The organism is Alkalibaculum bacchi (assembly GCF_937875145.1).
Taxonomy (GTDB): domain Bacteria; phylum Bacillota; class Clostridia; order Eubacteriales; family Alkalibacteraceae; genus Alkalibaculum; species Alkalibaculum bacchi_A.
On sequence record NZ_CALNCS010000072.1, the window covers coordinates 1 to 23,637 of the forward strand.

Annotated in this window: 23 protein-coding genes; 3 read left to right on the forward strand and 20 right to left on the reverse strand. The window is 35.5% G+C overall.

Annotation, left to right across the window (positions count from 1 at the left end; all coding sequences use genetic code 11):
* Positions 1-175: 175 nt before the first annotated feature.
* The 5 genes from queA to Q7P22_RS04955 form a co-directional block, all read right to left on the reverse strand.
* Positions 176-1,198, reverse strand: a complete 1,023-nt coding sequence (gene queA / locus Q7P22_RS04935; protein WP_303861395.1) for a tRNA preQ1(34) S-adenosylmethionine ribosyltransferase-isomerase QueA — start codon at positions 1,196-1,198, stop codon at positions 176-178.
* A 125-nt stretch (positions 1,199-1,323) separates the two neighbouring features.
* Positions 1,324-2,325 carry a Holliday junction branch migration DNA helicase RuvB gene (gene ruvB / locus Q7P22_RS04940; RefSeq protein WP_303861398.1) on the reverse strand — a complete coding sequence of 334 codons (1,002 nt, stop codon included), beginning with the start codon at positions 2,323-2,325 and terminating at the stop codon, positions 1,324-1,326.
* Positions 2,326-2,405: 80 nt separating this feature from the next.
* Positions 2,406-2,996, reverse strand: a complete 591-nt coding sequence (gene ruvA / locus Q7P22_RS04945) for a Holliday junction branch migration protein RuvA (protein ID WP_303861401.1) — start codon at positions 2,994-2,996, stop codon at positions 2,406-2,408.
* A gap of 228 nt (positions 2,997-3,224) precedes the next feature.
* Positions 3,225-3,824: a hypothetical protein gene (locus tag Q7P22_RS04950; protein ID WP_303861404.1), complete on the reverse strand. Its 600-nt coding sequence runs from the start codon at positions 3,822-3,824 to the stop codon at positions 3,225-3,227.
* Positions 3,825-4,161: 337 nt separating this feature from the next.
* The gene (locus tag Q7P22_RS04955) at positions 4,162-4,887 is read right to left on the reverse strand and encodes a YebC/PmpR family DNA-binding transcriptional regulator (RefSeq protein ID WP_303861407.1); all 726 of its coding nucleotides are present in this window, start codon (positions 4,885-4,887) and stop codon (positions 4,162-4,164) included.
* 184 nt (positions 4,888-5,071) lie between these two features.
* On the opposite strand from Q7P22_RS04955, the gene Q7P22_RS04960 reads away from it, so the two are divergent.
* Both Q7P22_RS04960 and Q7P22_RS04965 read left to right on the forward strand, forming a co-directional pair.
* Positions 5,072-5,440 carry a sulfite exporter TauE/SafE family protein gene (locus tag Q7P22_RS04960; RefSeq protein WP_303861411.1) on the forward strand — a complete coding sequence of 123 codons (369 nt, stop codon included), beginning with the start codon at positions 5,072-5,074 and terminating at the stop codon, positions 5,438-5,440.
* Positions 5,440-5,802: a sulfite exporter TauE/SafE family protein gene (locus tag Q7P22_RS04965; RefSeq protein ID WP_303861414.1), complete on the forward strand. Its 363-nt coding sequence runs from the start codon at positions 5,440-5,442 to the stop codon at positions 5,800-5,802. The genes Q7P22_RS04960 and Q7P22_RS04965 overlap by 1 nt, the downstream gene beginning before the upstream one ends.
* Before the next feature lie 193 nt (positions 5,803-5,995).
* On the opposite strand, the gene Q7P22_RS04970 is transcribed toward Q7P22_RS04965, so the two are convergent.
* Positions 5,996-6,631, reverse strand: a complete 636-nt coding sequence (locus Q7P22_RS04970; protein ID WP_303861416.1) for a YigZ family protein — start codon at positions 6,629-6,631, stop codon at positions 5,996-5,998.
* 214 nt (positions 6,632-6,845) lie between these two features.
* The gene (gene hflX, locus Q7P22_RS04975; RefSeq protein ID WP_303861419.1) at positions 6,846-8,624 is read right to left on the reverse strand and encodes a GTPase HflX; all 1,779 of its coding nucleotides are present in this window, start codon (positions 8,622-8,624) and stop codon (positions 6,846-6,848) included.
* Positions 8,625-8,994: 370 nt separating this feature from the next.
* Here hflX and Q7P22_RS04980 point away from each other — a divergent pair, with 370 nt between their 5' ends.
* On the forward strand, positions 8,995-12,000 hold the full coding sequence (locus Q7P22_RS04980) for a transglycosylase domain-containing protein (protein ID WP_303861422.1): 3,006 nt from the start codon (positions 8,995-8,997) through the stop codon (positions 11,998-12,000).
* A gap of 184 nt (positions 12,001-12,184) precedes the next feature.
* Here the strand turns inward: Q7P22_RS04980 and spoVAE are convergent, their stop codons facing one another.
* The 13 genes from spoVAE to Q7P22_RS05045 all read right to left on the reverse strand — a co-directional run.
* Positions 12,185-12,544, reverse strand: coding sequence for a stage V sporulation protein AE (gene spoVAE, locus Q7P22_RS04985; protein WP_303861424.1), 360 nt, complete (start codon positions 12,542-12,544; stop codon positions 12,185-12,187).
* Positions 12,545-12,550: 6 nt separating this feature from the next.
* Complete coding sequence (spoVAD, locus tag Q7P22_RS04990) at positions 12,551-13,579, reverse strand: stage V sporulation protein AD (protein WP_303861427.1); 1,029 nt, start codon at positions 13,577-13,579, stop codon at positions 12,551-12,553.
* Positions 13,580-13,583: 4 nt separating this feature from the next.
* Positions 13,584-14,030 (reverse strand): stage V sporulation protein AC, encoded by a 447-nt coding sequence (gene spoVAC / locus Q7P22_RS04995; RefSeq protein WP_303861430.1) that lies wholly within the window; start codon positions 14,028-14,030, stop codon positions 13,584-13,586.
* Between the two features lie 183 nt (positions 14,031-14,213).
* Complete coding sequence (gene sigF, locus Q7P22_RS05000) at positions 14,214-14,963, reverse strand: RNA polymerase sporulation sigma factor SigF (protein ID WP_303861433.1); 750 nt, start codon at positions 14,961-14,963, stop codon at positions 14,214-14,216.
* A 10-nt stretch (positions 14,964-14,973) separates the two neighbouring features.
* A complete protein-coding gene (gene spoIIAB / locus Q7P22_RS05005) occupies positions 14,974-15,405 on the reverse strand; it encodes an anti-sigma F factor (protein WP_303861435.1) in 432 nt (143 codons plus the stop codon).
* Positions 15,398-15,751, reverse strand: a complete 354-nt coding sequence (gene spoIIAA / locus Q7P22_RS05010) for an anti-sigma F factor antagonist (protein ID WP_303861437.1) — start codon at positions 15,749-15,751, stop codon at positions 15,398-15,400. Before spoIIAA ends, spoIIAB begins: the two co-directional genes overlap by 8 nt.
* Positions 15,752-16,048: 297 nt before the next feature.
* A complete protein-coding gene (gene thiI / locus Q7P22_RS05015) occupies positions 16,049-17,209 on the reverse strand; it encodes a tRNA uracil 4-sulfurtransferase ThiI (RefSeq protein ID WP_303861440.1) in 1,161 nt (386 codons plus the stop codon).
* Positions 17,210-18,370 carry a cysteine desulfurase family protein gene (locus Q7P22_RS05020; protein WP_303861442.1) on the reverse strand — a complete coding sequence of 387 codons (1,161 nt, stop codon included), beginning with the start codon at positions 18,368-18,370 and terminating at the stop codon, positions 17,210-17,212.
* A gap of 40 nt (positions 18,371-18,410) precedes the next feature.
* Positions 18,411-19,526, reverse strand: a complete 1,116-nt coding sequence (locus Q7P22_RS05025) for a hypothetical protein (RefSeq protein ID WP_303861445.1) — start codon at positions 19,524-19,526, stop codon at positions 18,411-18,413.
* A 6-nt stretch (positions 19,527-19,532) separates the two neighbouring features.
* Positions 19,533-19,733, reverse strand: a complete 201-nt coding sequence (locus Q7P22_RS05030) for a hypothetical protein (RefSeq protein ID WP_303861448.1) — start codon at positions 19,731-19,733, stop codon at positions 19,533-19,535.
* A 9-nt stretch (positions 19,734-19,742) separates the two neighbouring features.
* On the reverse strand, positions 19,743-20,276 hold the full coding sequence (dcd, locus tag Q7P22_RS05035; RefSeq protein ID WP_303861451.1) for a dCTP deaminase: 534 nt from the start codon (positions 20,274-20,276) through the stop codon (positions 19,743-19,745).
* A 65-nt stretch (positions 20,277-20,341) separates the two neighbouring features.
* Complete coding sequence (locus Q7P22_RS05040) at positions 20,342-22,699, reverse strand: endonuclease MutS2 (RefSeq protein WP_303861454.1); 2,358 nt, start codon at positions 22,697-22,699, stop codon at positions 20,342-20,344.
* Positions 22,700-22,703: 4 nt separating this feature from the next.
* A partial coding sequence (locus Q7P22_RS05045; RefSeq protein ID WP_303861458.1) for a peptidase U32 family protein occupies positions 22,704-23,637 on the reverse strand: 934 nt, incomplete at its 5' end.

A 23,637-nucleotide genomic window follows, 5' to 3' on the forward strand; every position in this document is an offset into this window, starting at 1 on the left:
TTTGCAAATATTATAGTACCAAATAAGCGTTCCATTTATCTCACTGACCCCCATTATACCTCCGTTGTAATTCTAAGTTATAAGTTCTATGTTCTAAGTAAAACCTTTGTCCAACTGTCCAACCTTTCTACATTCCGCGTTCAGCTTTTAAAGTTTTAAGGTTTTGCTTACCACCTTAAACAATAATCATCGAATCCCCAAAACTAAAGAATCGATATTTTTCTTCTACTGCTTCTTTATACGCTTTCATAATAAAGTCCTTTGATGCAAAGGCGCTTACTAGCATCATAAGGGTGGATTCTGGTAAGTGAAAGTTGGTGATCATTCTATCTACCACTTTAAATTCATATTCTGGATAGATAAAGATATCTGTCCAGCCTGAAGACTCTTGCAAGGGATAGGACTTTTGAGCAACTGTTTCTAGAGTCCGGACAGTAGTAGTACCTACAGCTATTACTTTATTGCCTGTTCTTTTCGTTTCATTGATTATATCCGCTGTCTCTTGAGTTAAAACATAATACTCTGAATGCATTTTATGTTCTTCTACATTATCTACCTTTACTGGTCTAAAGGTTCCTAACCCAACATGCAAAGTTACGTAAGCAATATGAACTCCCTTTTGGCGAATCTCTTCGAGTAGCTCCTCTGTAAAGTGTAGTCCTGCTGTTGGAGCTGCCGCTGAACCTTTTACTTTAGAATATACCGTTTGATATCTTTCTCGATCTTCTAGTTTCGCCTTAATATATGGTGGCAAAGGCATCATTCCTAATTCATCGAGAATTTCTTCAAAAATGCCATCATATTGAAATTGAATATGACGATTTCCATCTTCTTTTATCTCTATGATTTCCCCTCTGAGCCTATCACTAAACTCAATAACCGCACCAATTCTTGCTTTCTTTCCAGGCTTTACTAAGGTTTCCCAAATATCTCCCTGTACCCTCTTTAAAAGCAAAATTTCGATTACAGCGCCTGTATCTGCTTTCGTTCCAAAGAGGCGAGCTGGAATGACCCTAGTATTGTTTAAAGTCAAGGTATCTCCTTCACCTAGATATTCTAGAATATCGTAAAAATGTTTGTGTACTATAGTAGTGTGCTCTCTATTTACAACCATAAGTCGAGAGTTGTCCCTCTTTTCACAAGGGGTCTGAGCAATCAGTTCTTCTGGTAAGTCATAATCAAAGTCTTTCGTATTCATTTAGTAGCTCCTTTAAAACTTGTATTTCAATATCATACTAAATAAGTTACAGTAAATCAAGAAAAAGCGCCATTGGCGCTTTTTGAATGTTTTAAACAATTAACCATCGCTCGACTATCGTTTAACTATTGTTCTTCGATAGGTATATTCAGATGCTCATAAGCTCTTTTGGTCACAATTCGACCTCGTGGAGTTCTCTGTATAAAGCCCAGCTGTAAGAGATAGGGCTCGTACACATCTTCAATAGTTGTCTTTTCCTCGTCAATAGATGCAGACAGCGTGTCTAAGCCTACTGGACCGCCGCTAAATTTTTCAATAATGCTCATTAATAATTTTCTGTCTACTTCGTCTAGTCCAATAGAATCTACCTCTAATAAATCGAGGGCATCATTTGTTGTTTGTATGTCGATAATTCCATCGTTTTTAATCTGTGCAAAATCACGAATTCTCCTAAGAAGACGATTAGCAATTCGAGGTGTTCCTCTTGATCTTTTTGCCAAATCTAGTGCTGCTCTTTCGTCAATTGGCGAACTGAATATATCTGATGATCTTAAAATGATCTCCTTTAATTGCTCATGATCATAAATTTGAAGTCTACATATCACACCAAATCGATCCCTTAAGGGAGACGTTAAAAGACCTGCCCTTGTAGTAGCTCCGATTAAGGTAAACCTCGGCAAGTCTAATCGAATAGACCGTGCTCCTGGACCTTTACCCACAATAATATCTAATGCATAATCCTCCATTGCTGGATATAAGATTTCTTCAACTGCTCGATTGAGGCGATGGATTTCATCAATAAAGAGCACATCACCTTCGTTTAAATTAGTAAGCATAGCTGCTAAGTCACCAGGTTTTTCAATGGCTGGACCTGAAGTAATCTTAATTGATACATTCATCTCATTTGAAATGATTCCTGCTAGTGTAGTTTTTCCAAGGCCTGGGGGACCGTATAGTAAAACGTGATCGAGTGTTTCCTTTCTCTGCTTTGCTGCTTCGATAAAAATACTCATCTTTTCCTTTACAAGTTCCTGGCCTATGTAATCTTTTAAATATTGAGGGCGAAGGGTTTTTTCAATCTCATTGTCCTGTTCTATTATCTCTGTAGTAATAATCCTTTTTTCCAAAAAAACACCTCCTGTTTAAGTTCTAAGTTCTAAATCAAACCGATGCCACCAGGGGCGGCTTTTAAGTTTTGCTTACCACCTTATTTAGTTGACAACGCTTTTTTAATCAACTCTTCTAAGGTCATATCTTCTTTGTAGACTTTTCCTACCAACTGTGCACCTTGGTGATAATCATAGCCTAAAGACATAAGAGCGGCAATAGCGTCTTCGCGAATACCGTTCTCTATAGGTGGAATATCTATTTCATTGTATTGGTCGATAGCTGCCATTTTGCTGAACTTATCTTTTAATTCTAAAATCATTCTATTGGCAGTTTTCTTGCCTACACCGGGTGCAGTGGAAAGTGCTTTTTCATCACCTAAACTAATATATTTTAAGAGTTCATTTCCCCTAAATTTCGATAGTATTCCAAGAGCTACTTTAGGTCCTATTCCTGAAACGCTGATTAAGTCTTTAAAAATCTGCCTTTCGTTTCTATCAGAAAATCCATAGAAAGACAGTTCATCTTCTCGAATGTGTTCGTGTATATATATTTGAGCACTATCTGAACCATTGCTTAAATCTGTCATTGTATTTACTGAAACAAAAATAGCATACCCTATGCCATTGCACTCAAGTATTACTTTATCATCGTATATGTCGACAACGTGTCCTTTTATGTATTCGTACAAAAAAAAACCCCTTTCTATATAGATTACATTATATAGAAAAGGCATTATAAGCGCAAGAGACTTAGCAACCAGCCACGAGCGTTCATCCATAAAAGATGGCGACCAGCGTTTAGTCATCAGGTTTTAGTAGAAAATATTGAATACCATAAGAACTACTCCCCATAGACAAATCTAAACTCTGCATCTACCAAAGGTAGCTAAGACACTAATTGCTGATGGCTTTAGAAGTTATTCATCATAATTTTCCAATAACTCGTATAAATTTTCTTCTCCTTTGACGATGATGCCTCCCTCTAGTTTTTCACGTTCCCCAGGGTATACTAACTCTATAGGTGTACTTGTAATATTATCTAAAACTTCCATACCTTCAATACTATAAGTATAGACTGCCACAAATATATGTCCTTGTCCATCATCGTGAGTCCCTACTTTATAGTAATCTGGAGAATAGCTATCAATATTTTTTTGTAGGACCAATTTATCAGATGTAAGCTCTACAATATTCCATTCCGAGTAAATCTTGCTTAATTGATTCTTATTTTTCCCAATATTCGTATTGTCTGCTACCTTTTGTTCCGTTGATACTTCATTACATTTTGTATAAATTCGATTGTAATATATTGTAGCATTTTCTCCTAATCCTATATCTGTAGCCGATACCCTTGCCACCTCAGCTATGCTTCTGCCTTTGCTGGCATCCCTAGAATCTTGAATTTTGCTGAATAAATCAGCACTTAAATATCCTAAAATCAATCCAAATATAACAATGAGTGCTACACCTATACCAATTCCTATTCTCCTCATACTACTGCCATCTGGACTTTTCATATAGTAACCTCCAATTATCTTTACAATTTACTAAAGATTTTCTCCTTTTATTGTTGATTTTATTAGCAGAAAATATATTTCCACCTATGGTTATTTTAACCAAAAGTCTAGATATTATAACAATTCTCAAATAATTGTTATACAGTAGTTGAGCAATTGTAAAATCAGGTGGTTAGCTACTATGCGACTTACGTCGCAGTGAATAGTAAACAATACATAACATTTTATAAAGAGTCGCATATATGTACTGTTCCACCTTCAATAAGTCTTTTTCCGTCTATATAATTTTGTGCAAAAAAATAAGCCCTAGGGCTTATTTTTATTCACGCTATTAAATTTACTCTTCTTCCCAATTATGGTAGATGTCTTGCACGTCTTCGTTATCGTCGAACATATCTAACATCTTTTGCATTTTCTTTGCATCGTCTTCAGATAGTTTTGTGAAGGTGTTTGGAATCATGGTAATTTCTGAAGATTCGAATTTGTAATTTGTGTTTTCTAAGGCCTCTACTACTCCTTGGAAGTTTTCCACATCTGTTATTACTTCATAACCTTCTTCTTCAATCATCATATCTTCTGCACCAGCATCTAATGCAACCATCATAAGTTCATCTTCATCAATATCTGAAGTTTTCTCAATCATAATTTGACCTTTTTTTTCAAACATAAAAGATACACAGCCATTTGTTCCTAAATTACCACCATTTTTATCGAAGGCATGTCGAACATCTGCTGCCGTTCTATTTTTATTATCTGTCAAAGCTTCTACGATAACTGCTACACCTGCTGGACCGTATCCTTCATATGTAATCGTCTCGTAGCTGTTTCCTCCTAATTCGCCTGCGCCTTTTTTAATTGCTCGATCTATATTGTCATTAGGCATATTATTGCCCTTTGCCTTTGTAATAGCATCTCTTAGTTTTGCATTTAATTCTGGATCCGGACCGCCTTCTTTAGCTGCAACTGATATGGCTTTAGCTAGTTTTGTAAAAACCTTCCCTCTAGCTGCATCTGCTTTACCCTTTTTATTCTTTATGGTTGACCACTTTGAATGTCCTGACATTCTATTTCCTCCCTCGTAATACTTCATTAGCGCCCTTAATTTTATCACAGATTACAGGTATAGAGCAATAAGAAGCTGAAAGGAGAATGCGGAAAAGACACTACCTCACCTATAAGCCAGATTTCCACCTTTCACCTTCCACTTTATTACGAATATTTTTCCCAATTACACACAAGATACCCTCATGAATATTAAAAATATAAATGCCAATTTACTACTAATTATTTTAGGATTGTCTATTGGGCTTCTGAACGGGATTTTTGGCTCCGGAGGTGGGATTATCGCAGTTCTTCTCATGACTCACGTTTTATCCTTTGAAAATAAAATGGCTCATGCAACCAGTATCTCTATTATCCTGCCTCTCTGTATAATCAGTTCCTTTGTCTTCATCAAGAACGGGCTTTATGATACTAGACTGATAATAAGAGTAGCACTTGGTTCTGTCGTCGGTGGGATGGTAGGAGCAAAATTACTTTGCAATATATCAAATACATTAATACGCAGAATTTTCGGTATTGTAATGGTTATTTCTGCAGTTAGGATGTTGTTCTAATGGCTACGATTATTGGTTTTTTATCAGGAATTATAGGAGGAATGGGCATTGGCGGTGGAATCATTTTAATTCCCATGTTAACCATCCTTTTAGATGTAGAACAAAAAATAGCTCAGAGTACAAATCTAATCTGTTATCTCCCTTTAGCTCTAGCCTGTCTGCCAATCCACATCAAACATAAAAATATCGATTTATCTGTAACAAAAAAGGTAGTCCCCTTTGGGATAATAGGAGCTCTACTAGGCTCCTATTTGGCTGTCCATCTCTCACCAGTCATCCTCCGAAAATTATTTGCTGCTCTTTTATTCGTTATGGGTGTAAAAGAGATTTTTAATTTAAAGTGGTCAGGTGGTCAGCGTTAAGGGTCAGCAAATATGTGACTACATGGTAGTGAACGATAACATTGAACACAACAAAAGTTGCATATTTGTCTTGTGCCATGCTCCGTGTTCATTTTTTATTATTCATTAAAAAGTTTATCCCTGGTGCTAGTGGTTGTGGTTATAGCGAAACAGTGAGGCACCTTTTCCTATGTTTTTTCGCGCGAAAGCGAGTTTAGTTTTTGCTGATGATTTGCTTTACATATTCTTCGCGCATCTTGCAAACGCCTACCTGATCATTGGTGAGTTCAACTAAATCCTGTTGGATCTTTTCTTCATCGCTAATGGGGATGTAAGCATGTATGCGGACTTTGTCGGCGTAGATTGCTTCTTCTTCCTTGATTTGATTTTTTGCTAGATAATCTTTGATCTTTCCTAGATTCGTATACTCACAGGATATTTCCATCAAGGATGAATACTGCATTTTTACATGAGTAGATTGATTAATACCTAGTGTTGCTGTACCACTATATGCTCGCACGAGACCCCCAGCTCCTAATTTAATCCCACCAAAATATCTCGTGACGATAATGAGTATATTCGTCAAACCATTATGTAATATAGATTCTAAAATAGGTTTTCCTGCAGTACCAGAAGGTTCTCCATCATCATTATGTTTTTGTGTTTCTTTTTCTCTTCCAAGTACATATGCATAGCAATTATGAGTTGCCTTATAGTGTTCCTTTTGTATGCTCTTTAATATTTCCTCAACTTTTCCTTCATTTTCTACATGAAAACAATTGACGATAAACTGAGACTTCTTAATGATCTCCTCCGCCGTACAATGTCCTTCAATAGTATAGTAATCCAAAATATCACCACCTCTTAGTTCTGCCCTAGCTTCCACCCCATCGCGCTGCGCTATGCTTGTGCCCTTGGGCAGGCTTGGCATGGAGCGTACTAATGCATCTCTTCGTCGCTACGCTCCTTGACAAGCAAAGTACTACTCCATATGTTCTATAAAAGCAGATAGTAAGAAAAAACACATGCCTCCACTGGCCGCCTATTCGATTTTGCTTACCACCTTAAAAGTACTTCCTCACCATATGCTCCATCTCTTCCGTATACTGCACTTTTAGCTTTATAGCCTCTTCTTCATATTTTTCTTCTAGAACCATTCCTTGGTTATGCAATGAAGATATAATGGACATATCCTCGTAAGGTATAGAGATTTCTTTTACAAGGCGCTCACCAAAAATCTGCTTTTGGATTAGGCCTATTAATTCTGAAATGCCTATCTCGTATTTTGCGGAGATTATAGCTTTTATACCTCTAATGGTAGAATATTTCTCTTCAAAGTTTTCACACTTTCTATCAACTTTATTAAAGATATAAATGATTTTTTTGTGCTCTGCTTTTAAAGAGCGAAGAACTTCATCTACCAGTTGTATCTGTTTTAAAAAGTTCTCATTAGAGGAATCGATAACGTGGAGCAATAAATCAGACTCTACAACGCCTTCTAATGTAGACTCAAATGCTTTTACTAAATCATGAGGGAGCTTGTCAATAAAGCCTACTGTATCGGATAAAAGGATCTCTTGATCTGAATCTTTAAATTTTCTAGTCGTAGCGTCAAGAGTGGCAAATAATTTGTTTTCTGAAAGTACGGTACTATCTGTTAACAAATTAAACAACGTACTTTTTCCAGCATTCGTATAACCTACAAGAGATATAATCGGTACTTGATTTTTCTTTCGCTTGCTCTTTTGCTGTTCCCTAATCTTCTTCATAGACTTAATGCGATTTTCCAGAATATTGATTTCTCTGTAAATTGCTCTTCGATCCGTCTCTAATTTCTTTTCACCAGGACCTCTTGTACCAATACCTCCCCCTGTTCTAGATAGAACAGTACCTAGGCCTAAAAGTCTGGGAAGTCTATACCTCAATTGAGCTAGTTCAACCTGTAATTTACCTTCTTTGGTCTTTGCATGCCTTGCAAATATATCTAAAATCAAAGAAGTTCGATCGATAATCTTTACCCCTAAGTAGGTTTCCATAACCTTTAATTGAATAGAGGATAACTCGTCATTACAGATTACGAGATTCGCTTTGCTATTTTGTATGATAATTCTTAATTCCTCTAATTTTCCTTTTCCAACATAAAAGGTATTATCTACTTTTTCCTTGTTTTGCACTATCATTGCCACAGTTGTAGCGCCAGCAGTATGGGCCAATTCCTTTAATTCTTCCATAGAGTGGTCAATTTCTAAAATAATATTATCTTGTCGAATGTTTACACCAATTAAAACAGCTCGCTCTTCTTCTAATGTATCCTCATTGACTTTTCCTCGCAAGTGCTTATCAACCTGCTCATTGTACTCTTTAAATTGGAATTCGTTTAAGGTGTCTAGAGAAAGAGGTCCATATTCCTCTACAGCTAGATTCTCATCTTTTAAGTGAATAAAGCCAATATTAAATAGAACTTGCCCTACAGGGCTTTTTACAATAGCTCCTAAAAGATTAAACTTCATCTCCATTATAGAAGATTTATCTGCAGAGGATAAACTTGGATTTCCATTTGGATGAGTGTGAAAACTCCTCAAACCATTTAAACCTCTTTTTCTTCCGAGTTTGCTAATATTAGGAAAAGTAGCTCTATTGTGCTCCCCTACACCTATTGCTGCTATCGTATTGCTGTGATCTATGATTACTATAACTTCTTTATTTATTTTTTCGGTAGTATCAAGTAAAATATTTACTACATGTTCATCGAGAATCATATCTCCTGGTATTTTATAATCTATGAGACTCTCTAATTCATTGAGTATAGACTTTCGAATACCTTCTATATTTCCATTAATCATTATATCACTCGCTTACTTTTTCATTTTTCTATTAATTTTACCACAAAACAAAAGTTTATTCAGTATACGGTTTCTACAAAAGCAAAGAGCTTATATACTAGCTAAGGATCTTATTCTTTACTTTATTGTAAACAAATTTGCATATAAATCATAAATATTTGTAAGAAATCATAATAATGTGTGAAAAGGATTGATATTTATGTGAATAAAATATTATAATTAAGTTGAATTTAATAGTTCGATTTTTCCTATGATGGAAATCTTAATACTAAGATCTTATTATTCATCTTAATTATAGACAATCTGGTTCAAAATACATAAAAGATATGGTTGCCTGAACCTATTGTCTAATCTTAATAGGGGGTTAAGAATGGAAAACAATAACGAAAATGATGATAAAATCATTATTGAAAGTGATCATTACGATAGACAATACATAAATAATGATTACAACGACGAGAACCAAGACGACTCTTTGAAAGATGTTAAAGAGCCAGAGATGGAAACAGAACCAGAAATAGAGACAGAACGAGAAATGGAGACAGAGCCAGAAATGAAGGATAATCCAGAAAAAAAGCCTAAAAAGAAGTTTGGCTTTTATCTTAAATGGTCTTTTATTATCCTATTGATTCTAACGCTTATAAGTGGCATTGTTATGAGCGCTATTGCATTTTCATGGATAAATAAAGCTCCAGAATTAGACTTAAGTAATTTTGAATACATCGAACCTACTTCAGTAGTCGATAAAAACGGAGACTTTTATCAGCAATTACAAGGCAAAGAAAAAAGAGAAATCATCAACATCGATGAGATCCCAGATCATGTTAAATATGCCTTTATTGATATTGAAGACGAACGTTTTTATTCTCACAATGGCGTAGATTTAAGAGGCTTGACAAGAGCAGGAATCAATGTTGTCGCTACAGGTTCCTTAAGCGGACCAGGTGGTAGTACTATTACCCAACAGCTCATTAAGCTTACACATCTTAAGCCTGAGAAGAAACTTGAAAGAAAAGTCGTAGAAATCTATCTAGCTATGCAATTAGAGCGAAAATGGACAAAAGACCAGATTTTACAAGCTTATTTAAACAAAGTCGGATTTGCAAATGCTTGGGGAGTACAGGCTGCTTCTCAGACTTATTTCCGAAAAGATGTAGGCGAAATAAACTATGCACAGGCTGCTGTGTTAGCTTCCACCATTAAAAGTCCAACATATTATAAGCCATATGTTGTCGAAGAAGTTGAGGAAGGCATTTATTCAATTAAAAAAGATGAAGACGGAAAAATTTCTTACAATGAAAAAAATCAAAGCCGTGCCCTCGCAGTAATTGACAAAATGAAAGAACTTGGACACATAAGCAATGAAGAATACGATACTGCAAAGACGCAACTAAAAAATAACGATTTAGATTTGCATGAGCCACCAGAATTACAGATTTATTCTTACTTTACGGATGAGCTTTATATTCAAATCGTAAAAGATTTAATGACATCGGATCAATTTAGCTTTGCATCAGAGCAAGAAGCCGAAAATTATCTATTAAATTCAGGCTTAACGGTACACTCAACCATAGACCCAAGTGTTCAGAAAGTACTTGATGAACAATTTGCCAATGACAAATTGTTTCCAGCTCAATCATGGGCAGCAAAAGAAGCATCAAAGGCCATGTCTAAAGTATTAGAAAAAGAAGTAAACTATATGCCCCAAGGCGCAATGACCATTATCGACAACGCAAACGGTTCTGTAGCGGGAATGGTCGGAGGAAGAAGTAAAGATGAGAGTAGATCTTTAAATAGAGCTACTAAAAAATATCAAGTGGGTTCTGCAACGAAACCCCTTACCGTTTATGCACCAGGGATAGAGACAAAAGCGTTTACACTAGGCACAACGTATGATGATGTACCTTTAAGCCTAAAGAATGGAACCTGGAAACCTGGAAACTCTGGTGGTAGCTACGAAGGCATGTTAACTGTTAGAGAAGGTCTTAGAAAATCTAAGAATATGGTTGCCATTCAAGCTTGGTACGATTTGGGATTGGAAAACTCTATTAAATACGGTGAGCTTCTCGGTCTTGAATTTGAAGATAGTGATAAGGATGTCGCTCCACTAAGTTTAGGCGGATATACAACAGGTCAGAGTACTCTAGCTATGGCCTCTGCATTTTCAACTTTTCCAAATAAAGGCACAAGAACAGAACCAGCTATGTACACAAAAATTGTGGATAGAGATGGGAATATCATTTTAGAAAATAAACTAGAAAAGATTAGAGTCTTTTCTGAAGAAACAGCATACTTGATTACAGACGTTTTAAAAGGCGTAGTAAGAGGTGGCTCTACCAATATCTCGATACCTAATATGGATATTGCTGGTAAAACAGGAACTACTAATGATCAAAAGGATGCCTATTTCGCAGGGTATTCGCCATATTATACAGCAGCTGTATGGTATGGTTATGACCAATACAATGTCAAGGCTGGAGGGAGAACATATCAACTTAATATAGGTAAATACGGCGGAGAGCAAACTGCCAGCCCTTCTGCAATGTGGAAATCCGTTATGCAAAAGATTCATTCAGAGCTTAAATCTAAAAGCCTTCCGGGTAGACCGGGAGGCATTGTATCTGCAAGTATAGACCGAGTTTCTGGTAAATTGCCTACAGAGTTAAGTTCAAGAGATCCTAGGGGTTCTACGGTAATCAGCGAAATGTTTCTCTCAGGAACGGTTCCTACTTCTAGAGATGATTTTCATATTGAACAAAGGATTGACACATCAACAGGTATGATGGCTACAGAATTTTGTCCTGATGAATCAATAGAAACAACCGTAAGAATATTAAAACCTAATAACCGATTCCCAAAAGGTGTAAGACCGTTACACGCTAACTATGTGGCAAGTCGAGAAAAAGGTGTACTAGCTATTAATACAAGTACTCTTTGCAATATTCACAATGCTACCAGTCCAGTAGGCGTGCAGTTTATGTTAAATGATGCACCTATTGACACCTTAAGCTTAGACATAGGTCAAAGCATAACCGTTGAGGTAATTGGTTATACCATCAACAGCGAAGTAGTTCAAACTGTAGAAAATTTAACTGTTACATCGAGTAGCCCAAATGTTACAGTTAAGTCAAATGGAAACAATACTTTTGTAGTAACCGGAATAAATGGAGGAAGTGCTAATCTTGTAGCTACCGTAACCTATAAAGGTGTTGAGAAAGATATCTCTTATACTGACACCGTTATAGTCACTGTAAATACACCTTCAACACCTCTTGAAGGTGAAACACCGCTTACAAATGAAACACCTCCTACAGACGAAACACCTCCTACAGACGAAACACCTCCTACAGATGAAACACCGCCAGCGGCGAACTAGTTGGCTTTTACACATTTGTTTTTTCTGTCTAACCAATGAAAAAAGAGTAGACTTTATTAAAAAAGTCTACTCTTTTTTATTGCAAGAAATTTCTCATTGTTAACCAATGCATACAGTTACTATGAATGACTTAAAAGATTTTACATAGAGCTTACAACGTAGAACTAATGCGCAAAGGCGTATTTCATCTCTTCGTCTTTGAATTTCCTAATATAGCTGCTATATATCCAAATAATACCACGGCAGCTACACCTGCTGATGTGGCACTTATTCCTCCTGTAAAGGCTCCAATAAACCCGTCTTTGTCCACTGCTTCCATAGCTCCTTTCGCTAGAGAGTAGCCAAATCCCATAATGGGAACCGTTGCGCCGGATTGGCCTACTTCTACAATCTTAGGATAAATTCCAATACCAGTTAAAATAGCTCCTGTAACTACATATAGCACCAAAATATGGGCTGGCAATAATTTAGTTGTATCTTGAATAATTTGTCCTATGACACAAATAATTCCCCCAACCACAAAAACCCAAAAATAATCAGCCACTACCCTTCACCCCCTACCCAATTGGGGTTCATTTTCAATAGTAACAGCATGAGCAATACATGGGATACTATCCCCTTGCAATGTTGTTGTTGGGGATAGTAATGCCCCTGTAGGCACGAATAAAACCCTGTTTAATTCTTTGTTTCGTAATTTTTTGTATATATAGCCTGAAAACACTACAGCGGAACAACCTGCCCCACTTCCTCTAGCATGAGTATCTTGTTCTTCACTAAAAATTTCTACGCCGCAATCTGTATAAATATTGCTCACGTTAAAACCTTCTCGTGATAGTAAATCCATTGAAATCTCTTTGCCTATCGTTCCTAAATCTCCTGTTATAATGAGGTCATAATCTTTTGGCTCAAAACCTGTATCATTAAAATGAGCTATAATGGTCTCTACAGCTGCAGGTGCCATTGCCGTTCCCATATTATCAGCTTCTTTCACGCCATAATCCTGAACAATACCTGTCGTAATATGAGTAATGTAAGGTGACTTTTGTTGATTAGATATGACTACAGCACCTGATCCTGTTACCGTCCATTGGGCAGTCATTTTTCTTTGAATCCCTGACTCTAATGGTGAGCGATACTGGCGTTCAGCACTGCTAAAATGGCTAGAAGAACTAACTATAACATTCTTTGCAAATTGCCCTGAAACGAGACAAGCTGCTAATTGCATTCCTTCGGAGAATGTAGCACATGCATTGTACAATCCAAAAAATGGAATTGCAATTTTTTGTGCTGTAAAACTGGTACTTATAATTTGATTGAGCAAATCTCCCCCAAGATAATAATCAATATCCGTAGCCTGTAGTTTTTCCTTTTGAAGCAAGGTTTGAATAGCTGTATAGCAAATACATTCCTCTGCCTTTTCGTAAGATGTTTCACCACAAGTATCATCGGTTTCCACTTTATCAAAATATATTTTCAAAGGTCCTTCTGCTTCCTTAGGTCCTACAATAGAAGCTGTATTTGAAATAGATGGTGGATTTGGAAAGCGTATAGTTTGTCGTCCAATTTTATGCATTATCATCACCTCATTTCATAAAATAGTAAAGCAGTCCTATTATTACTGATGTAATGGTCCCATATACCAACACTGGACCTGCTAGTGAAAACATCTTCGAACCTACACCTAAGATATATCCTTCTTTTTTAAATTCAATAGCTGGTGCTACTACAGAATTTGCAAATCCTGTTATAGGTATGGCGGATCCTGCTCCTGCATATTTTCCGATATTATCGTAAATTCCTAAAGTCGTTAAAAATGCACCTATAAAAATCAAAGTCATGCTTTGCATTCCTCCAGCGATTTTGTCACTTACGTCAAATGTGTTAAGATAAAAATCTTTTATTAATTGACCTAGAACGCAAATACCACCGCCCCACAAAAAAGCATTGAAACAATTTTTAAGAGTAGTCTGTTTTGGTTGTTTGTCTTTCACATAATCTTGATAATCTTTAGGCGTCTTAATTGTCTTCATGTAAATCCTCCTCATTTCATCAGTTTTTTATAGTACTGATGATGGATGTCAATTAATATTATTATGAGCAGTTGTTGATGAATCTATTAAAAAATTTTGAAAATAAAGTAGTGAATAGTCAACAAAACAAGTGGTGATACCTAAACGTAAAGACAAAAATAAAAAGAACCTCTGCTGAAATGATTATTCAGCGAGAGATTCTTTGAGTTTCTTTAAAATTTTCTTTTCTAGCCTAGAGACTTGAACTTGAGAAATATTGAGTTTTTGTGCAATTTCATTTTGTGTTTTATCCTGAAAATATCGCATCATAACGATTTGTCTTTCTCTAGGAGGTAATTCCCCTATCATTTCTTTTAAGGTCAGCTTATCTAATACCTCTTCCTCCCCTTCATCCTCTGATTCGATTTTGTCGATTAACATTACAGCATTGCCATCATCATGATGAATCACTTCATAAAGGTAATCTGGAGTATAACAAGCTTCTAGGGACATGATAATTTCTTCTTTTTCTACGTCAATTTCTTTGGCAATTTCTTCAATTGTAGGCTCTCTCTTATGTTCATTAAAAAACTGTTCCTTAACGTAGTACACTTTCTTATAGATGCTCTTTAAATTTCGATTTACTTTTATAAGGCCATCGTCTCTTAAAAAGCGTTTGATTTCTCCCATAATCATAGGTACTGCATAAGTTGAAAACTTTACATCAAAGGACGTATCAAAATTGTCTACAGCTTTTATAAGTCCTATGCTTCCTATTTGAAATAAATCTTCTCTATCATGTCCTCGATTGAGAAATTTATTCACTACGCTATTGACTAAGCCAATATTCGCCTCAATTAAGGTTTCTTTTGCTAGTTTATCCCCTTCTTGAGCTTGTACTATTAAATTGATGGTTTGTTGGTGATTATTATATGAATACTCTTCGCTAATCATATATAATTCCTCAACGATTCATAGCGCTATTAATCATTTTTTTCATTTTGACTCTTGTCTCTACCCCAGGAATTGATTTTACTTCTACTTCATCCATAAAACTCTCCATGACTGTAAAACCCATACCAGATCTCTCCATTTCCGGTTTTGATGTAAAAAGAGGCTCCCTTGCCTTTTCTACATCTTTAATACCTACTCCATAGTCAATTACTTCAATGATTACTGTATTTTTATCGATTTCACAAGTAATATGTATGACTTCATCATCCCTATTGTATCCGTGAATTATGGAATTGGTTACTGCTTCCGATACAGCTGTTTTTATATCTGTAATTTCCTCAATAGTAGGATCAAGTTTTGCAGCAAAGGCAGATACTACTACTCGAGCAAAACTCTCATTATCAGATTTACTTAGTATTTCCAATTTCATTCTATTATTCATCTTCTTCACCTCTAATCGCTATTAGCGCTTTATCAAGATTAGCATACTCTTTGTAAATATTAAACAAACCTGACATTTGTAAAAGCCTTCTATTGGAATTATGAATATTAATCATTATTGGTACACCATTTTTACTTTTAATCTTCTTATATCTTCCCATAAACATACCTACTCCAGAGCTGTCCATAAAATTCATCTGAGATAAATCAAATATTACATTTTTAAGATTATTAGAAGTAAGTAAAGAATCCACCTGATTTCGAATATCCTCAGAAGTGTGATGATCCAATTCTCCAATGATTTTAACATATAAAGAATCTTCTATAATTTTTGTCTTTAGTTCCATTAATCTGGCCTCCTTTTATACTATACTAGTTCTACATATTTTATAAAAATCCTGCAAAGAAATATATACAGTTTTGTCGAAGATGTAAAATTTAAAAATAAGGTGGCCAGATGGTCACCAAAAGCAAATAAAAAGCGCCTTCGGCGCTTTAGTTATTTACGGTCAAGATCCGACCCTTGCGCTCAAAGATGACTTTAGCAGGCTCTAGGGTCAAAACATCAATCAGTTGCCACATATCAACAATCTATACTTAAGCCACCAGTGGTGGCATCATGGTTTTGCTGACTACCTGATCACCTAAAAATGAAGTATCTCCGCATTTTTAATTGCTTCTTCAATCAGCTCATCTACATCCGCTTTCGCTTCTTCTTCTAGAACTTTTTCTAGTTTTGGCCTTGTCTCAGGGTGTTTTGGGACGAATACGGTACAGCAGTCTTCGAATGGAAGGATTGACGTTTCGAAGGTTTCAATTTTTTGTGCAATCTCGATGATCTCATTTTTATCCATACCAATTAAAGGCCTAAATACTGGTAGCTCTACTGCATTATTTGTGGCATTAATACTTTCCATAGTCTGGCTCGCCACTTGTCCTAGGCTTTCTCCAGATATTAAAGACATGGCCCCTTCCATATATGCAATCTTTTGGGCAATTTTCATCATGCCACGTCTCATAAGAAGAGTAGTGTACTTTTCATTGCATTTTAAAAGCTGTTCTTGTTGGATATCTGTAAAAGAAACCACATACAGTTTCATTGGTCCTGTATAGCTACTCATAATACGAGCTAACTCCATTACTTTTTCCCGAGCTCGGTCGCTAGTATAAGGGTAGCTATGGAAGTGGACCCCTACGACTTCTACTCCCCGTTTTGCCATCATATAACCTGCAACAGGGCTATCAATGCCTCCCGAGAGCATGAGCACTCCCTTTCCACTACAACCTACCGGCAATCCTCCTAAACAGGGGATAATATCTGTATATATATAAGTTTTTTCCCGCACTTCAATATGGAACATGATCTGAGGTTTCTTTACGTCAACAGAAAGATTTGCATTGTTTTCTAAAAGATAACTTCCCATTTTATTATTTAAGTCCATAGACTTTATAGGAAAGGCCTTATTCGCTCTCTTGCTGCGAACTTTAAAGGTGGTCTTCTCTGTAACGACTTGATCTCCCATTAATTCTAAGGCTAATTTCTTCATTTCTTCAAAATCATTCTCAATAACATATGCTTTACTTATAGACACAATTCCAAAAACTTTTTGAAGGGCAACTACTGCTTTTTCATATTCTTCAGGTGCAAGTCGTACAATAAATCGGCCTTGTATTTTTTCTAATTTTAAGCCACTTAAGTTTTTAAGGGTGGCTTTTATATTTCTTAATAATAAATCCACGAAATAAGACTTGTTTAAGCCTTTTAAAGCAATTTCTCCATATCGAACTAATATTACTTTTTCCATTTATCTTCTCCTCGTAAATTTCCTTACATTATCCACAGATTCCTTTAACATCTTAACCATATACTCTATTTCTTCAAGAGTATTATATTTAGAAAAACTAATTCTAAGAGAGCCTTCAATGTACTCATTTGACAAGTTCATGCTCTTTAAAACATGGCTTTGAGAGTTTTTCTTAGAAGTACAAGCAGAGCCTGATGAGATAAAAATTTCTTTCTTTTCTAGCAAATGCAAAAGAATTTCACTTTTTACATCTTCTATCGATATATTTAAAACGTGTGGGGCGTATTTTTCGCTTTCATCAGAGTTAAAATGAATTCCACTTAGTTCCCCTTTAAGGAGTTCTATGGCTTTCGATTTTAGCTCCTGTAAATGGTCTACTTGCTGCTGAAACTGGGATAACTGATCTACTGCTACACCAATACCCACAACCCCCGGGAGATTTTCTGTTCCCGATCGAAATCCTCTTTCTTGGCCACCTCCAAAAAGAATTGGTTGCAACGCTAAATCTTTTCTCACATAAATAGCACCTATTCCCTTAGGCCCATGAATCTTGTGACCGCTAAATGTCAAGATATCAATCCCTTCAGATAGTGGCTCTACAGGTACTTTTCCGACTGCTTGAACACAGTCTGAATGAAAGATACAATGTGGTGATTTTTTTTTAATAATTTTGGCTATTTCGCTTGTATTCTGGATAGATCCTACTTCGTTATTTACTTTCATGATACTCACAAGTATGGTCTTGTCATCTAGGACTTCTTCTAGCTGCTCTAAATCGAGAAAACCCTTCTTATCTACGCCAATATAAAAAACATCATACCCATTACTCTCATAAGATTTAAACCCTTCTAGCACAGAAGGATGCTCTATAGCGCTAGTAATAATCTTATTTCCCAATCGCTTATTTTTGTTAATAGCACTTCTTATAGCAAGATTATTCCCTTCTGTACCTCCAGATACAAAGGTTATAGTCTTCTCATCTACCTTTAAAAAATCAGCTACTTGCTTTCTGGCCTTGTTCATAGCCTTTTCTGCCTCTAGACCCATTCTATGAAGAGAAGATGGATTCCCATAACATTCTAAAAGGTATTTGTTCATGGCAGTGACCACTTGTTCATCTGCCCTTGTCGTTGCGCTATTATCTAAATATATCAAAGACATACATCCTTTCTCGCTCAATTTTTACAGTATATTATAGCTCTTATAGATCTACAATATAAATATCCCCATTAGAATTAAAGAATATCCTATTATCTTGAACAAACAGGGTAGATGGAACATCATTAAAAATAGATAATAATGTTTGTACTTTTCCATTCTTTTTTCGAACCTTAAGATCTTTTTTTTGAGAGTAATTCTCATCTTCTTCTACAGATTCTTCAAGCCATATATACTCTCTTTCGTCTTCTAATATATTTAAACTATGTGGATCTTTTATCTTAATTCCAGTATTGTACATTTTGCCTGAATTCATATCTATTCTCTTTATTGTATGAGTGGTGAGCAATTCTTCATCATTAATCGTGCTTTCTGTTAACTCTACTAAGAGTTGATTTTTACCGTACAAATCTAAACAATTCGCTACTCCTTCGTCCTTTAAATTTGTAATGTTTACAATACTGTTTCCCTTTAGGTTTATCATAATTAAATCTGTTGTGCTAGATGTTTCATCTTCTATATTTAATTGGTTTTCCTTTTTTACTTTTGCTAATGAAAATATTTTATTACCAGAAAAGTGTACAAAGTCTGTTACGACTAAATCGTCTCTTTTCTCTATATCAATCTCTTTTACTTTTCCATTTGTAGAGATGATTTTATTCTTGTATTGATCCTCCTTAACGGTCTGCAATAAGAGTTGTTCCCCATTACTCGACAATATAAAGTTACGAGACTCTTCACCTTCTAATTCGTATAAAAGCACACTTTTTCTATCTTTTAAATTCATAAGGTAAATCTTTTGATTTTTTTCATAGGCCATTGTATTCTTATCCGTAGATAATACCGCATTGTACACATCCTGAAGTAGTTCTGTTTCTTTATTTGTCTTAAGATTGTATAGGAGCAAATCAGAATCTTTTTTTAGCAAAAGCTGCTGATTATTTAAAGCCTCTACTACGATTCCTTCGCTTTGTATCCGTTTTATTTGTACAGCATCAGCACTTGAAGAAGATACGCTTTCAAAGACTTCTTCGTAATTTATTGGTGATTGAGTTTGAGCTAGACTTTCTCTGTCTTCCTCTACAACAGCTTCTTCTTTGCTGCAAGCTGTAAATAATAAAATCCCAAAGATAAAGGTTGCTATTATTAATTTTTTCAAGACCGTTTATCTCCTTTTTCTTTTGACTTTCTCTTTTATTCTTTTTTTCTTTATTTGCTTCTTATAATCTTTATAATCTCCATCAAATCCTGCTTTTTTTAATTTTTTATCATTAATGTAGCAAAATTCAATATAAGCTTTTGCAATGATCCACAATAGATATAGTGTAAATAAAAATAACAATACAAATCCTACTATTTTTATCATGGCCCTTACCTACTGATCTTCATCTAAAAATACGCGACTGCCTACTGAATTTTTCTGTCCTTGATACTTTCCCCTATAAGGATTTTCTGCAGCTTGATCCATCTGAGCAAATACCAATTGGCAGATACGTCTTCCCGATTCTAATTTAATAGGAAGTCTATTTGCATTATACAATTCAAGGGTTATATTCCCTTCAAAACCAGGGTCGACCCAACCAGCGTTTTGTATAAAGAGTCCCATTCTACCAATTGAACTCCTACCTTCTACAAAAGCTGTTAGATTATTTGGTAGCTTTATGTATTCTCTTGTAGTCGCCAACAAAAAAGAATTAGATGGAATGATAACTTGATCTGCTTCAAAAGAGATGTACTTGATCTCATCGGTCATAGACATAGCTTCGATTCTGTTTTCATCTAATTTTAAAAAGTGATTACCTAATCGAATATCCACAGACGCCGGTTGTATCTGTCCTTTATCAAGAGGATTGATTTCTAGTTCCTTTTTATTGATTAATTCCATGATTTTTTTGTCTGATAAAATCATTTATTTTACCTCCTTTTTTTGGTTGGTTTGTTGGTCAGTCGTAGGTTGTTCCTTACCATCTGCTTTTACTTTAGCGTGGCTATTGTCGCTCCAGTACCACCCTCATTATAATTCCCTATACGGTACTCGTCTACATATTTGTTTCTTTTCAACAGATCGTGAACAGCTTGTCTCAATGCTCCTGTACCTTTCCCGTGAATGATGGTTATTTGAGCTAAATTAGCTAATACTGCATCATCTATAAATTTTTCTACGTCTAATATGGCTTCTTCTGTTGTCGTACCTCTTAAGTCAACGGATGTCTTTATGGTTCTCGCCTTACTATTGATCGTTTTTCTGCTATAGCTTTTTTTCTGTGAAGATTCTTCTTCAATATGGACTAGATCAGCAACTTTTACTTTTGTCTTAATGATTCCTATTTCTACTAGAGCAAGTCCATCCTGACCTATATTTAAGATATACCCTTTTTGATTTAAAGATGCAATTAGTACTCTGTCTCCTGGCTTAAAAGGCTTTTGTGATCTTTTAATAGGGCCTCTTCTTTGAGTAACCTCTTCTTGCAATTTATTTTCTTGTTCTTTAAGTTCTCTTTTATACTCTTGTAGTTTTGCAACACTTTCTTTGTTTACAGCCTTTATTCTATTCATTTCCCTAATGATTTCAAGAGCTTGTTCATTTGCTTCTTCTACTATTTCTAGGGCGTCTTCCTTGGCTTTTAATTCAATTTCTCTCTTCTTTTCTTCTAAATTGTTCTTCTCTTCTTCAAGTTGTCTGCGACTACTCTCCATGTCTTCCTTGATCTTTTGAGATTCGTAGTAATTTTGCTCTGTCTCTTTATTTCTCTTTTCAATATCTTGAAGAATATCCTCAAATTGAATATTTTCTTCACTTATATAAGCTTTTGAATTATCAATGATTTCATCTATTAGTCCCAGTCTTTTGCTGATTGCAAAGGCATTACTTTTTCCAGGAACGCCAATGAGAAGTCTATAAGTAGGGCTCAGGGTTTCCACATCAAACTCTACGCTGGCATTTTCAACACCATCTTGAGAAATTGCGTATTGCTTTAATTCGCTGTAATGTGTAGTCACTAAAGTGCTTACCTTTCTAGAACGCAAGTAGTCTAAAATAGCCATAGCAAGGGCCGCACCTTCCGTAGGGTCTGTACCTGCACCTAATTCATCAAGTAAAACCAAAGTATTTTCTTCTACTTCCCTTATTATTTGCACAATATTGGTCATATGGGAAGAGAAGGTACTCAAGCTTTGTTCAATGCTCTGTTCATCTCCAATATCTGCAAAGATATTTTTAAAGATGCAAATGCTGCTTTGAGATTTTACTGGGATAAATAAACCTGCCTGGACCATAAGACACATTAAACCAACTGTTTTTAAGGCTACAGTCTTACCTCCTGTATTTGGCCCTGTAACGACTAGAGTATTAAAATCCTCTCCCAAATAAATATTAGATGGAACAACCTTATCTGGCTCGATAAGAGGATGCCTAGCATTTATTAAATGAAAGGACATATCCTCATTGACAATGGGAAGTACACCATGGATCTCTAAAGCGTATTTTGCCTTAGCAAAGACTATATCTAATTGCAATAGCGTATTATAATTGCTGCTGAGGACAAGGTGATTTAAAGCTACCTTTTCTGTAAATTCCCTTAATATTCTCTCTATTTCAGCTGCTTCCTGAAGTTTTAACTTCTTTAAATCATTATTCATCTCCACGACAATCATTGGTTCAATGAAGAGAGTTGCCCCAGTAGAAGACTGATCGTGTATAATACCTGCTACATTACTGCGATACTCTTGTTTTACGGGAAGGACATATCGCTCTTGCCGAATAGTAATAATCTGATCCTGTAAGTATTTTTGATAACTTGGTGAAGTGATCATAGCATTTAAACGATCTTTAATATTTTGATTTTTTCGATTGATTGCTCTTCTTATTTGAAAGAGCTCATGACTGGCTCGATCAGATAATTCGTCTTCTGAAATGACTGCTCTAGAGATTTCTTTTTCTAATTCTCTTAAATCCTCAAAAGAAGTAATGAGATCACCTAAAATAGGAAACTCTTCTTTATGAGCAATTTCCCCCCAGTATTTAAGTACACTTGCTACCACTCTCAAAGTAGCTGCTATATGGAGTAAATCCCTCAAGCTTAAAAGAGAGTTGATTTTTGCCTTCTGCAGAATAGTAGAAAGGTCGCGAAATCCATCTAGGGGAATAGAGCCATTGCTCAAAATCATCCGCACACCTTCATCTGTCTCCTGAAGAAGCCTATTAATTCGCTCTTTTGAATTAATAGGACGAAGTTCTTCTATCATTTCGCCACCTCTACTGGAGACGGCAAAATGTTTAAGTTTTTGAATTATTTTATCGTATTCAAGGGTTCTCAATGTCTTTTCATTCATTTGTTTATTCTACACCTCGTCTAAAATGACCTTTTGTGAAACTAGGATTTGGGCTTTTTAGAGACTCTTCTATTCTAGATGAGCCGTCTAATCGATCCCTGTATCCTTCTATAATAGCACGTATTTCTTCCATTGTTTCATTCGTAATATCAATTCTAAACTTGTCTATATTTTTTATTTTACCAATTTCTTCATATAAGCTCAACTTTTTGCTATTGAAGATATGGGTTCTATTTTTATAGTCTGTACTCACTGGAAATTCATATCCTAGTTTATCTACTAAAACGCCTTCTTTATTTGCATCTTCTAGTAGGCCGTACTGGCTGACCATTAATTCTGTATTACCATGAACAAACATCCCCAAACTGAGTGGAGACTGTTCACATATATAACTGATTTCACCTTGATTTAACTCTTGAGCTAAATATGCAAAGGAAAAACCCATGTCCTTCAGTTGGTATAAGGTAAATACATTAAAGGCATTTAATTTGTAATCTGCTTCTAGAGGTAGTCCTGTGCTTTTTAATAAGGAGAATAATTCGTAATTAGATAGTAGAAATCCATTTGGTTTTATATTTTCTAACTTACATACATGAGTTTTTAGCTCTTCAATATAATCCTTCCGAGTAACACTTGAAAAGGCAAGTAAGATATCCTTATTATGATCTTTACAAAGTCTTACAGCTTCTTCATACTGTTCCATACTTAAAGGAATGTCGCCGCCAAAGATGATTTCATCCACCCTAGTCTTTACTAAATGGGGTAAAATATCAAATTTCGAAGTCTTTAGGACTAGTTTTCGGTCTTTACTTTTGTGAACTAGGCGGGTTTCTTTTAGTGCATCTTCAATAGCTTTTACTTCTACTTTTGGTCGTGATCCTTTTACAATCTCTTCTGTCAACAATTGGGCTGCTTTTCTTCTTACTTCGTTTATTTCC